12 protein-coding genes are annotated in these 12,707 nt (G+C 35.2%); 9 read left to right on the top strand and 3 right to left on the bottom strand.

Translation table 11 applies throughout. From position 1 onward, the window contains the following. Positions 1-65: 65 nt before the first annotated feature. The 9 genes from mnmE (at position 66) to AAU57_RS08695 (ending at position 10,404) form a co-directional block, all read left to right on the top strand. On the top strand, positions 66-1,502 hold the full coding sequence (gene mnmE / locus AAU57_RS08735) for a tRNA uridine-5-carboxymethylaminomethyl(34) synthesis GTPase MnmE (RefSeq protein ID WP_055412545.1): 1,437 nt from the start codon (positions 66-68) through the stop codon (positions 1,500-1,502). Between the two features lie 245 nt (positions 1,503-1,747). Then, positions 1,748-2,311, top strand: coding sequence for a helix-turn-helix transcriptional regulator (locus AAU57_RS14870; RefSeq protein WP_082438595.1), 564 nt, complete (start codon positions 1,748-1,750; stop codon positions 2,309-2,311). Between the two features lie 4 nt (positions 2,312-2,315). Beyond that, positions 2,316-3,461 carry a tyrosine-type recombinase/integrase gene (locus AAU57_RS08725; RefSeq protein ID WP_055412544.1) on the top strand — a complete coding sequence of 382 codons (1,146 nt, stop codon included), beginning with the start codon at positions 2,316-2,318 and terminating at the stop codon, positions 3,459-3,461. Further along, positions 3,458-4,282: a hypothetical protein gene (locus AAU57_RS08720; protein WP_156340074.1), complete on the top strand. Its 825-nt coding sequence runs from the start codon at positions 3,458-3,460 to the stop codon at positions 4,280-4,282. The genes AAU57_RS08725 and AAU57_RS08720 overlap by 4 nt, the downstream gene beginning before the upstream one ends. Positions 4,283-4,384: 102 nt before the next feature. Continuing rightward, positions 4,385-4,696 carry a helix-turn-helix domain-containing protein gene (locus tag AAU57_RS08715; RefSeq protein ID WP_055412542.1) on the top strand — a complete coding sequence of 104 codons (312 nt, stop codon included), beginning with the start codon at positions 4,385-4,387 and terminating at the stop codon, positions 4,694-4,696. A 673-nt stretch (positions 4,697-5,369) separates the two neighbouring features. Next, the gene (locus AAU57_RS15015; protein ID WP_156340072.1) at positions 5,370-6,236 is read left to right on the top strand and encodes a hypothetical protein; all 867 of its coding nucleotides are present in this window, start codon (positions 5,370-5,372) and stop codon (positions 6,234-6,236) included. 182 nt (positions 6,237-6,418) lie between these two features. Continuing rightward, a complete protein-coding gene (locus tag AAU57_RS14865) occupies positions 6,419-8,380 on the top strand; it encodes a tetratricopeptide repeat protein (protein ID WP_082438594.1) in 1,962 nt (653 codons plus the stop codon). A 1-nt stretch (position 8,381) separates the two neighbouring features. Next, on the top strand, positions 8,382-8,711 hold the full coding sequence (locus AAU57_RS08700) for a nucleotide pyrophosphohydrolase (RefSeq protein WP_055412540.1): 330 nt from the start codon (positions 8,382-8,384) through the stop codon (positions 8,709-8,711). A gap of 1 nt (position 8,712) precedes the next feature. After that, positions 8,713-10,404, top strand: a complete 1,692-nt coding sequence (locus tag AAU57_RS08695) for a DUF2075 domain-containing protein (RefSeq protein ID WP_055412539.1) — start codon at positions 8,713-8,715, stop codon at positions 10,402-10,404. An 801-nt stretch (positions 10,405-11,205) separates the two neighbouring features. Here the strand turns inward: AAU57_RS08695 and AAU57_RS08690 are convergent. From AAU57_RS08690 to AAU57_RS08680, 3 genes are read right to left on the bottom strand one after another with little or no spacing between them, the layout of a single operon-like run. After that, positions 11,206-11,775, bottom strand: a complete 570-nt coding sequence (locus AAU57_RS08690) for a hypothetical protein (RefSeq protein WP_055412538.1) — start codon at positions 11,773-11,775, stop codon at positions 11,206-11,208. A gap of 9 nt (positions 11,776-11,784) precedes the next feature. Continuing rightward, positions 11,785-12,192 (bottom strand): protein-export chaperone SecB, encoded by a 408-nt coding sequence (locus AAU57_RS08685; protein WP_055412537.1) that lies wholly within the window; start codon positions 12,190-12,192, stop codon positions 11,785-11,787. Beyond that, positions 12,170-12,436 (bottom strand): hypothetical protein, encoded by a 267-nt coding sequence (locus tag AAU57_RS08680; RefSeq protein ID WP_055412536.1) that lies wholly within the window; start codon positions 12,434-12,436, stop codon positions 12,170-12,172. The genes AAU57_RS08685 and AAU57_RS08680 overlap by 23 nt, the downstream gene beginning before the upstream one ends. Positions 12,437-12,707 lie beyond the last annotated feature (271 nt).

Genomic DNA, 12,707 nt, shown 5'->3' with positions numbered 1-12,707 from the left:
TATCATGAATGAACCGCTGTTTTTCCACAGCGGTTTTTTTATGCTCCAATCGCTACCTTTGTAGTATGTTTAAAAACGATACGATTGTGGCGCTTGCCACGCCGGCTGGTTCTGGTGCCATTGCAGTAGTGAGGCTTTCTGGTCCGGAATCCCATGATATTGCTGCGGCTATTTTTGTTCCCGCTTTCGCGAAAGCGAACTCAAAACCAACAGCCAAACTCTATGAAAGACTGCATCCCAACACTGTGACTTTGGGACACGTTTATGACGGCGATCGTATCGTAGATCAGGTGCTACTGACCAGATTTGACGCGCCCAGATCCTACACCGGTGAGCATGTGGTTGAGATCTCTTGCCATGGTTCCATCTACATACAGCAGGAAATCATAGGATTGTGTTTGAGACAAGGTGCTCGCATGGCCGCGGCAGGTGAGTTTACCCTACAGGCATTTCTCAATGCAAAAATGGACCTATCACAAGCCGAAGCCGTTGCAGACCTGATTTCTAGCGAAAGCGCCACGGCACACCAAATTGCTCTGCAACAAATGCGCGGTGGCTTTTCTAGCGAACTCCAAGATTTGCGCAAGCAATTGCTCAATTTTTCCAGTATGATTGAATTGGAACTGGATTTTAGCGAGGAAGATGTGGAATTTGCCAACCGTGACGACCTCAAGGTTTTACTGGCCAATGCCCAAAAAACATTGCGCAAGCTTATTGATTCTTTCGCGCTGGGTAATGTATTGAAATCTGGTATTCCCATCGCGATTGTAGGAGAACCCAATGTGGGAAAATCAACCCTGTTGAATGCCTTACTCAACGAGGAGAAAGCTATTGTAAGCGAGATCGCGGGTACAACGCGTGATAGCATTGAGGACGAGATCAATATTGACGGCATCAGGTTTAGGTTTATAGATACTGCAGGTATACGTGAGACGACGGATACTATTGAAACCATGGGAATCCAACGCAGTTATGCAAAGGCAGAGCAATCCAGACTGGTTTTATATCTGCTGGATGCGACACAGCTGGATTCTAATCCGCGAATTGTGCATTGCCTGATGCGTATCCAGATTTTGAAGGAGCGCTTTCCTGACAAACCCGTTATTGTTGTCCTCAATAAACTTGATGAAATCACAGGATTACAACACGCCGAAATCACGAAGCAAATCAAAAAACGTTCTCCAGAAACGATCGTTATCTCGCTAAGCGCAAAATCAGGTACTGGAGTTGATGAGATGAAAGAGGCACTGGTAGCAAGCTTTCAAAGCGGTGCCTTGAGCGGTGATGATAGCATTGTGAGCAACGCAAGACACTATGATGCTTTGCAAAAAGCCTATGCATCACTTCTAGAAGTCCAGCAAGGAATCGCCAACGATATTTCCAGTGAATTTCTCGCTATCGACATCAAAGCTACCGCCGAGTCTTTAGGCCTCATTACCGGCGAGATCACAAACGACGAGCTGTTAGGTAATATTTTTAGTCAATTCTGCATCGGGAAATAGACCTACCTCAGATAAACATTTACGAATCGTAGTAGTTGCGTAATACTTGCTTAATACTTGCTTAATTCCGCATTATAGTTGCGTTTTTTATTTCGTCCATTTATTCTTGGATATAATTTTGTTACTGTTTTGTTTTGTACCTAATTTGTACCTGACAAAATGAGGTACAAATTTGTTACATGGAATGGAGAGAAAATGTCCCTTATCTACCCTTATTAGATGTTAATTCTATTTAAGTAAACGAAATGAGCAGTAATATTAGAATTAAACGTGTTTGCCAGCATTGTGAGAAGGAGTTTACAGCCAAAACTACAGTAACAAAATACTGTGGAGACACTTGCGCCAAAAGAGCCTATAAGGCTAGAAAAAGGAATGAAAAAATAGAGGCCGCTAACGGTACATTAAAAAGGTCTTCGAAACCAAAGGCCTCATTACATGACAAAAGAATTCTTACTGTAAATGAGGCATCTGAATTTTTAGGTTGCTCGACTAAAACCATTTACAGATTAATAAAATTAAACAAAGTACAAGCAATCAATCTTGGAGAAAGGATGACGAGAATTGATAAGGTTTCTCTTGAAGAACTATTCGCTGAACCCTCAAGCAGTTCATCAACGAAGTCAGCCTATAGAACCCCAAATCTCAAAGATTGTTATTCCTTGAAAGAGATATCTGACCTCTATGGAATATCTCAAAGCGCATTATACACGATTCTTAAGAAATATGACATTGCCAAATTCAGACAAGGCAAGTTTTCATATGTACTTAAAAATGAGATAGACAGAATTTTTGATGGCTCTGAAAATTAATTGAATGACTGTAAAAGTTACACTAAGAAAAAAAACTATTACTAGAGGCCGTCAAAGCCTTTACTTAGACTTTTACCCTCCTATAAAAAACCCAAATAAGGATGGGTTTACTAGAAGGGAGTTCCTTGGTCTATATATACTTTCCAAACCAAAAACAACCACTGAGAAACAGTCGAACAAGCAAAAGTTGTATATCGCAGAGCAATTGTGTTTAAAAAGAGAAAACGAACTAAACAAACCAGAAATATACACTGCCTTCGAGTTAGATCAGAAAAGAAAAATCGAGGCAGGGAATAAATGTTTTATTAAGTATTGTCAAGGTCTAGCTTCCGAGCGAAAAGGAAGTAATAAGAAGTCTTGGAAGTCCGCTTTAAACTATTTAGTTGAGTTTTGCAACGGCAGCATCAAGTTCAACGAACTAAATATTGACGTTTTAGAAAGATATAAGAGATATCTATTGAATAGTAATAGCGTACGTAGTAAAAAGAGTAAGCTATCTCAAAATACCGCTCATTCGTATTTTAATAAAGTCAAAGCAGCCTTAAAATCAGGGTTCAAAGATGGCTACTTAGCCGAAGATTTAAGTTCAAAGGTTAACCCTATTCCAAAGGCCGAAACCAGACGTGAGTTTTTAACGCAGGATGAATTGATACGACTTTATCAAACTGATTGTAACAACCCTTTATTGAAAAAAGCAGCGTTATTTTCTGCTCTTACGGGTTTGCGATTCTCGGATATTAAAGCATTGACATGGGGTAAAATAAGGCATATCGATAATCTTGGGTACATGATATTTTTTGATCAATTAAAAACGGGTTCTCCAGAGTACCACCCTATTTCAAAAGAAGCATATGAGCTGCTTGGAGAAAAAAGAAAAGAGTATGACTTCGTTTTTGAAGGATTGGAATATTCCGCATACCAAAATAAGCACCTTTATCAATGGATTGGAGCTGCGGGAATCACAAAAGAAATCACTTTCCACTGCTTTAGGCACACCTATGCAACTCTCCAATTACTAGGGGGTACTGACATTTATACCGTCTCAAAAATGTTGGGACATAAAGACGTCGGAACGACTCAGGTGTATGCAAAAATCACTAACGAGAGTAAATTCAAAGCTGCTGGAAAAATCAAACTCAGAAAATCATGAATTTTTTAAAAATGGCTGAGGAGTTTTTTATGCAAACTCAGCATTCCATTGTTATAGACCCTGAACCAGAGATTGAAGTTAGAGGTAAAAATATTAACGCAAACTTACCTCCAGACACCTTCTTTAAGCTAATATCATCTTTTGAATTGAAATATCCATACATAATAGAAAATGAAATATATGCGTTAAAAATTCAAATGAGAAGAGATCAGATTGAGCCAGAGCAAGCGATCGAAATTTGTAAACGCCTTAAAGATATGATATGGTGTGGATCTACCGCTTGTATAGCATCTGTTCAGCAGGATCATATGGTTGCTGAGATTCAACAGGGTATCAAAGTCAGTGAATCAGAAGCATTAAAATTTTTTAAAGATTATATTACCAAAGTCGAGCTCACGATGGAATCGATTTTTGAGATGTTGTGTTTTAGTCTTGACCCCAATAGCAATAGAAACGATTCTTCAGGTGTGGACGGTGAAATTCTACCTATCAATTTCATCAACAATTTTGATAATGTACCACCTGAAGAGGTTTTTAAATTCTACGAGAAAGAGCTTCTGAACAAAGGTGTAATTAGTAAGCTAGATTTAAATAAATTTTTAAAATCAGCATTCGAAGATCTTGATGTACCAAAGGAGAAAATTAGATTGATTCGCTACAGAACGAAAGGCGACATTGGTGATGTGTTTTATAGATTCTATAAGGATATTGCTAGAGGTTCACAGGGAGAAAAGCAAAAATATTTAAATCTACTTATTCAATACTTTGTTGACTTCACTAAGGACAAAGGTGGCCAGAGTCACTTTAGAAGAAAGTATTGAATATACTTACAGAACCTTGCACATACTTACAAGTTTTACAAAGGTTTTTGTGTCACCGTGAATCAGCGATAATGTTGTACTACTAAATGATAAGTACTAACAATGAATTCTACAGTAACATTTGAAAACCTTCCTGCTCTAATCTTGACCCTTCAAAATGAGATTGAAGAGCTTAAAACAATTATACTAAATCAATCATCAAACGAACATAATGATGATTTGCCTATTAATATTCAAGATGTTTCTGCCTTAACGGGTCTCAAAGTGAACACGCTCTATGGCTACTGCCAACGAAGGGAAATTCCCTACCAAAAGAAAGGAAATCGACTCTATTTCTTTAAATCAGAGATAATAGAATGGCTCAAAGCGGATCGCAAACATACGGTAACCGAGATGCTTCAAAAGATTAATTAAGTAAGAAGACAAGTTCATTGCATTTATGGACTCGCACTCTCCTGTGTCATTTTGAACATCTTTTATGTACAATTATATCCCGACCTTATTTGAGGTTGATAAGCTCATTGCATCCAATCAACCAAATTTTAAAGGCTTTAAAAAAGACTTCTTAATATATGTTGTTGATTCAATCCTGTGTCGATCTCAATTGGCAAGCGACTACCTTTATATCAATTTTGTACCGCTCAACTCGGAGGTTTTACAGCGCATTAAGCACAATTATAAAGCGCATCTAGACTATTTAATAGACCATGGCATAATAGAATGCGATGATCATTACATACCAAGTCAAAAATCAAAAGGCTACCGTCTTTGCAAGCTTTATCGAGAATGTTCGGTAATCTGCGTTGAAATAACTGACTTTACTCTCCGTAAAAAATTACAAAAAAGCAAAAGGCAGAATAGATGTAAAGAACTGCACCATCTAACAAAGTGGATTGACGAAAAGCTTACGATAAACAACGATCTCGTAAATTTAAAATTAGACTTAGACTTTTCGAGAAGGAAACGCATGATTCCCCATAAAAGTCTCAATTCCTCGAAAAGATTCATTAGGTCAAACAAGAGCCCTTGGAAACAATATCAACATGGGTTGGTGTCTAAGTTAAGGATATTGAACAATGACTATTACATGAATAGAGATAGCACTGTAAAGCGTTTTCACTTTAATCTCACTAACATGCCCAGTTGGATGAGAAACGCCTTAAAATACGACGGTAAAACTCTAATAAGTCTGGACATTAAAAACTCCCAACCTTACATGAGTTTATTGTTGCTAGATCCAAATTTTTGGTGTCTCAAATCTTCAAAAATTTCCGACGAAGCGCAAAATCCCTCAAAAACCATAAAATCCTCAAACAAATTAACAATCCACCACATTATCAACAAAACTTCACCACAACTACAAACCTCTTATACTATGCTAGTAGAAAGTGTGAAACCCCTTTTAAATAGAGACTTTACGAGCTATATTAGTGCAGTCACTTCAGGCACATTTTACGAATATCTCAATAATCAAATCAGGCTAGCAACAGGGGTTGCGATCGAAGATAGAAAGCAATTGAAGGATGTTATGTTTCTAGTTCTTTTTGGAGCAAATGGATATCGTGGTTTAGAGTCAAGAAGGAAGCTATTTAAGGAAGTCTTTGAGAAAAGCTTTCCCAACATTAACGAACTTTTTCAGGTGATTAAAAAGCAAAAGAAAAACACCCTAGCTTGTTTACTACAGTCAATAGAAAGCCACCTCATCCTTGATGTCATAACAAAACTCATTAGTGAAAAATATCCGAGGGCTCCATTATTCACGATTCACGACAGTATCGCTACTACTGAAGATTACGCTCAAGATGTTTATCAAATGATGGTAGAAAAATTGAGTGAATACATCGGATACCCTCCAAAACTTGCTATGGAAGAATGGAAGGAGGAAAATATCCTAAAAGAATCCCATCCGTTGGTCACATACTCTCATACATTGGATGATCCTGAATGTTTTTGAATTTTTATGTAGATTGGTTGTATGGGTAAGAAAAAAAGGCCACGCTGGATCAGAATATTGGTCATATATCTTAAAAGTCTTTGGTACTATGTGTTGTTCCCAATTGGAGGTGGCGATAAGTAGCAACCACAAGGGGTTGAAACATTCTGTTTATTCCTATTTTTGCTTTAAACAACAAGTCAATGACTATCGTAATTGCTCGCTCAGAGTTTCTTTCAATTTTATTTCCGAATTTGAGACAAGATCAAAGCAACTTGATTGATGTGTTAAAGGATTTTTATTCTATAGGTTCTACGTCACCCGAGGTTGAAATTTCTGATGATTTCATTACTATTAAGATCAATATTGAAATTAGTCATAGAGAGTCTGATCTCTCAGCTGAAATTATTTCGCTCTGTGAACAGGATAAAATAACCCAAGCCCTACCCCTTGCAAAGCAATTGGTAAAAGATTATCCAAAGGTCTCAGAATATCACAGACTACTTGGTCAGATTCAATCAGAACTAGGAAATCAAGAAGAAGGAATTAATGCGCTAATTGATTCCTTGAGGTGGAACCCGAAAAATCAATATGCTTTAATTATGATGGGAAATATATTTGCTCGTCATAAGGGGGACATTGATACGGCATTGATTTATTACAATGAGGTTTTAAAGCTAGACTCAGACGATTATTTAGCATTAAATAATATTGGAGCCAACCTTTTGCAGCTTGGTAGACTTAGGGAGGCTAAAGAGTATTTCCACAAGGCAATATTTTCTAACCCCAATTACCCAAACACTTATTACGGTCTAGCTATTATTGCTGAAGCCGAGCAGGATTATGCTGATGCATTCGATTATATTAAAAAGTCTATTAAGAATAATGAATCAAAGGATGAGGTATTCAAAAACTCTATTGCTTTTGCAAAGCGATTGTCTGAAACAATTTCTAAAACGAAACCAGTACGAGATCTAGTAAGAGGGTATGTCAAAGATTTAGAGTTAAAATACAATACTCAAATAAAAATAGAAGAGGATGATAACATATCTACAGCCGCCAAACTTGAGCTAAAAGAAAACTACGATAGGGATTATCATTTGGTGAGATATCAAAGTAAATACTCTACATATCTACATTTGATCGTTCACGAACTTATTCATCTTGAATTAGCTGAAGATGCAAGGATAGCGGACACTAATCATTTGTTCACCTCTAACCAATCCCATAAATCTAAGTTTTTTCACAACTTAGAATCAGAAGCCACGAAGCTTTACAACAATGGCATATCAAAGGATAGTGTTGCTAACTATTTTCAGGCACTTCACAACGGATTGAATAGCCAAGTCTTCAATACACCGATAGACTTATTCATAGAAGACATTATATTCCAACGTTTTAAACCACTGCGCCCGATACAATTTTATTCCTTATATGTTCTAATAAATGAAGGAGTCAAGGCAGTAACTCAAAAGGAGATAGTAGAACGTACACCGAAGGAAATAATTAGAGTAAGCAAGATTTACAATCTAATACATGCAACGCATTTTAAAACGTTATTTGGAATTGATTTGACAGGACTTCATAAGCCTAACAAAATAGAGTCAGACACAGCTAAGAAGCTTTATGATGAATTTCTTGAATACAGAGAAGACAGAGAGTCTGGAGAAGAATATGAACTAATACAACATTGGGCTGAGGATTTAAAAATGGATGGGTATTTTGATTTGATTTTAGAATCGAAGTATAGAAGTCAATCGATTGACGATGTGATTGAAAGTGTCAACTCTGATCCCTTCAACTTAAGCGAAAGCGATCCTTCTCAGGAACGAAAAATGCGATCATTTGTAGAATCACATACTTCGGAGGACGTGAATATGGCTGTCGTTATGTACATGGTTTCTGCGTTAGAATACTTGAAGGAAATGTCCCAAGAAAAAATAAAGAAGATAGCCTTTGAATTTGCTACAGTTGGCATGCAAGGCATTGACCCAAATAAAGGTGGATATCATGTTCCTTCTATCCCAAACTCAAATTTCAGCGGTTACAAAACACTAGCGTTTTACTATGTAACTTGGGCTAAAGGTATTCCTGACATGTTAGGACAACTACAAATGCCGTTTGATAAGGAGTATGAATTGGCAACCGCATTTCTAAAAAAATGATATGAGCGATCTAGATATGACAATTCAAAAGTTAGTTAAATTCAGAGATGAAAGAGACTGGTCACAATTCCATAATAGCAAAGATCTAAGCATCGCACTTTCTCTGGAAGCCAGTGAACTTTTAGAGCTGTTTCTCTGGAAGGATAATGAAGATTTTGACAAATCCAAAATGAAGGAAGAATTGGCAGACGTTCTGTGTTATGCGTTTCTACTCGCTAATAAAAACGGTTTAGACATCATAGAAATTGTAAACGATAAAATTGAAAAAAACAGCTTAAAATACCCTATAAGCAAGGCAAAGGGAACTGCCAAAAAATACAATGAATTATAGTATGAGTGATTTTCTACCTACAAATTTTGAAATAAACTCGTATATCTTTCATGGCATCGATGAGTACAATGTCAAGGATAATTACACCTTGAACAATTACCCTATTGTTTATATAATTTATGATTTAGAATCTTCAACTGCGTATGTTGGTGAAAGCACTAATGCATTACAAAGGATGCAAAATCATTTATCGCACCCTGAAAAAAAGAAGCTGAAATACGTCTACATAATTAGCAGCCCGAACTTCAATAAGTCTGCGACATTGGACATTGAGTCATATTTAATTAAATATATGGTAGCTGATGAGAAGTTTATACTTCTCAACGGAAATGCAGGTATAGTCGACCATAATTATTATCAAAAGCCAGCATACTACGAAGTTTTTAAAAACATTTGGGAAAACCTGAAACTGCAAAAAGTGGCGGTTAAAGACATCCTTCAAATAGACAACTCGGATTTATTTAAATATTCACCATATAAAGCACTTACTGCAGACCAACATAAAGCCATTTATCAGTATTTAAAACTTATTCTTAATCGTTCGGAAAGTACAGTATTTGTACAAGGTTCAGCTGGAACTGGAAAAACTATATTAGCCGTCTATCTGATAAAAATGCTGCTAACAAAGGTAGATATTGACGATTATGAGGATGCGGAAGGTATAAATCTCTTAGAACTTGAATTTGTAAAGGAGATTCAGGAGTCTAACAGGGATTTAAAGATCGCTTTAGTTGTTCCAATGGTATCTTTAAGGAAAACACTCGAAAACGTTTTTAGAAACGTAAAGGGACTAAAACCGTCTATGGTGATCGGACCTTCTGCCGTTACAAAACAAGATTATGATATATTGATTGTTGACGAAGCTCACCGACTAAAGAGACGAAAAGGTATAACCAACTATAGAAGCCACGATAATAATAATAGATTATTAGGATATGGCAATGAAGGAACAGAGTTGGACTGGATAATGAGATGCAGCAAACACCAATTATTTTTTTATGATTCTGCGCAGTCCATAAGACCATCAGATATACCACAAAGTGTTTTTGACAAGTTAAAAGTGAATACAGGGTCTCATGTCATAGAATTAACCTCTCAACTAAGAGCAAAGGGTGGCGTTGACTACATACGGTTTGTAGACCGTCTACTTAACCATCAATTACCTGAAGTTGCCGAACCGTTTAATGCAACCACTTATGATTTAAAACTTTTTAAAAACATGTCAGAGATGGTTGATGTTTTGAGATTAAAGGAAAGTGAATATGGTTTATCAAGAATGATGGCAGGATACGGATGGAAATGGAAAAGTAAAAATGCAAATGTTCCAGATGCAATTATTGACGGTATAGAGTTAACTTGGAATAGAGTTCCACACGATTGGATCAACAGCACTAAGGACTTAAAAGAAATAGGTTGCATCCATACTGTTCAAGGTTATGATTTAAACTACGCTGGTGTGATATTTGGGAACGAAATAAAATATGATGCTGTAAATCATGAAATTTATATAGACAAAGAAAATTATTACGACACTAAAGGCTCTGTTGGAATCGATGATCCCAATCAACTCAAAGAATATGTCATTAACATATACAAAACAATGATGTATAGAGGTATTTTAGGAACATACGTCTATGTTGTCGATGATGAATTGAGAGGTTATTTATCTAAATATATCAACCTCAAAGGGTAAAATTTAGCATAGTTAGATAGAGTAGCTTATGCCATGATTATAGGGGAAATTTCGTTCTCAAACAACATTGTAAAATAAACTCGTAATTAAAATATTCGAACGATTTAAAGTTACTATGAAGACAAGAATACGTTAAGGAAAATTGAAGAATTTAATTCACACACAAACAGAAACGTAAGCTTTTACATCAAATTCATGGCTATAAATAGTTTTTTAGGGAGGGTTTAAGGTGGGCTCTAGTGATGTCAAAAAGGATTATATCCATGAAATAATTTCATAACATTAAAATATTAATTTTGATTATTAATAATCCCCCCCTACGCCTTGAAAGTTATTACCCAAAATAAAAAAAAATGATGTGATCAGAGGTTCGCATCTAACGAATGAGCTCACTGTACCACCCCCCCCAAAAAAAAAAGTGCATTTTAAACAGGGGTGGGGTACTTTACAAATTGAAATTCATGAATATTTTTGGCATTTCACTTTTAGACAATTCTAATGCAATAGCGATAAATTAAGATATGAGGCTATTTCATCGAGCGTAATTTAAAACAATAAACGATAACTCTTAACTTTCTAAAATTTGTTTGTAAAAAACTCGAGTCGATTGGTAATTGCATCAGACACAATTTCTAAAGCCCTTAGTGAAAAGGTTTAGAATAATAATTTGACCTGAAAGTTAAATTGAATAAGTTTCCTAAACACCTATTCTCCATATTATATCTTCCCAACTTTCAAAAAGGTGAAGTAACTATTCAAGGGTTTAGACTTCTTTAATGAATAATAAATACATTAAATATGTCATGCTACATATCCTGAAATATAATTGTCGGGATATTCAATTATAAAATCATCAAATTCCAAGTCCGTGAGCGATTTTACAAATAATACCACTCTTGGGGTCAATGATAAAAAAGATGCAGATAAACCATCTCTAAGTTCGATCAGACTCTCATCAGACGGTTCCAGTTTTGTTTTGTTTTGCTCAGCCATTCGTATAATTTTGAATGGGAATAAATCATTATTTCTTGCATATCTAACAATATTTTCAAAAGTAGCATTTTCTACATCTTCTTGATTCTCTATTAATTTTTTCAGATAAGCTAAATAATCAAGATGATCGTGGTCAAATAAATTGAAACAATCTACTATTGAGTAATATAATGTTGTGGAAGTAATAACATATTTCTTTTTTTTATGCCCATATCGAATATTACCCCAACGGTGAGCGTGTTTGATATATTTTTCCCAAAAATAATAACCTTCACCAACCCAGCAATCTGCAGCTGTGCTTTTAAAAGGAACACTTTTTAATATAACCTCAGGATTTCCCGTATCCTCAACCGTGTGGTATAACTTTAATTCCTCCAAACTTAAAAATTATACAATTGTTGTATTTTCCTTTAAAGGAACTTCCAAATCAGATAGGTTTAAAGTTGGCAAAAGAAATGCTGGATGATTAGCTTGGTTTGACACTAAACTAACAAAAGCTCTTAAGTAAGGAAAGAAAATTGCGATTGCATTTCTGTAGAAAAATGATGGAATGTCATCTAGTGAACTTGCATTTTTAAATTTAAAGACAGCAACACTATGAACTTCAATGAATTGTTCATTTTCCTCGGTGTCTGCCGTAAAAATTATGCTTAAAGCAAACTCAGACTCATCTTTTTTAAAGATACCTGATGGCTTAAAGTTTATGTTCAGATTTTCTGAGCTTAAGTTTTGAAAATTGATGCTAACCTTATCAAATTGATAAGATTCAAATTTAAATGCTACGTCTTTGTTCATTTTGTAAAAATAAAGAATCCGAGCTGAAACTCGGATTTGCTTGTGAAATATTAAAACTAAAAGATTGTTTTTCAGGTGGCTTTTCGAATGAAAAATATAGATACCTCTTTTGGTGTTCTATTAAATCATCTATTTTTAAACCGTCTGAACAGGATGAAGCAATAATTTCAGCCCAATCTTCTTTAAATTTAATTAAATCGAGATTGTCAAAATGGTATTGAGCTCTCTCTCTTAAAGTTTCCATTATTTTATTTTAAACAAAATTAATATTCTTCTATAATATAGACTAACAAACACTTATAATGTTACTTAAATATTTATACAACAATAGTTAAAAACAACATAAAGAACAATAGAATATAAAACTAACAAACAAATTATATTGGTACTAAATAATTCATTAAGATAACAACAATCTCTCTACAAAAATAGCTTTTTTTTAAAATATATAGATTGAAGAATTAGAAGATAGCCAATCATATTCCAAAAAATACTTTTATTACTATCTTTCCTTT

Origin of the sequence: Nonlabens sp. YIK11 (assembly GCF_001413925.1) — a bacterium.
In the GTDB taxonomy this organism is placed as follows: Bacteria; Bacteroidota; Bacteroidia; order Flavobacteriales; family Flavobacteriaceae; genus Nonlabens.
This window is presented reverse-complemented; position numbering and strand designations above follow the sequence as displayed.

Bases quoted from the DNA above. Each gene is read 5' to 3' on its own strand.
- AAU57_RS08695 (WP_055412539.1), top strand. From the start codon at position 8,713: ATGAGTGATTTTCTACCTACAAATTTTGAAATAAACTCGTATATCTTT.
- mnmE (WP_055412545.1), top strand. From the start codon at position 66: ATGTTTAAAAACGATACGATTGTGGCGCTTGCCACGCCGGCTGGTTCT.
- AAU57_RS08680 (WP_055412536.1), bottom strand. From the start codon at position 12,436: ATGGAAACTTTAAGAGAGAGAGCTCAATACCATTTTGACAATCTCGAT.
- AAU57_RS08725 (WP_055412544.1), top strand. From the start codon at position 2,316: ATGACTGTAAAAGTTACACTAAGAAAAAAAACTATTACTAGAGGCCGT.
- AAU57_RS14870 (WP_082438595.1), top strand. From the start codon at position 1,748: ATGAGCAGTAATATTAGAATTAAACGTGTTTGCCAGCATTGTGAGAAG.
- AAU57_RS08715 (WP_055412542.1), top strand. From the start codon at position 4,385: ATGAATTCTACAGTAACATTTGAAAACCTTCCTGCTCTAATCTTGACC.
- AAU57_RS08720 (WP_156340074.1), top strand. From the start codon at position 3,458: ATGAATTTTTTAAAAATGGCTGAGGAGTTTTTTATGCAAACTCAGCAT.
- AAU57_RS08685 (WP_055412537.1), bottom strand. From the start codon at position 12,192: ATGAACAAAGACGTAGCATTTAAATTTGAATCTTATCAATTTGATAAG.
- AAU57_RS08700 (WP_055412540.1), top strand. From the start codon at position 8,382: ATGAGCGATCTAGATATGACAATTCAAAAGTTAGTTAAATTCAGAGAT.
- AAU57_RS14865 (WP_082438594.1), top strand. From the start codon at position 6,419: ATGACTATCGTAATTGCTCGCTCAGAGTTTCTTTCAATTTTATTTCCG.
- AAU57_RS15015 (WP_156340072.1), top strand. From the start codon at position 5,370: ATGAATAGAGATAGCACTGTAAAGCGTTTTCACTTTAATCTCACTAAC.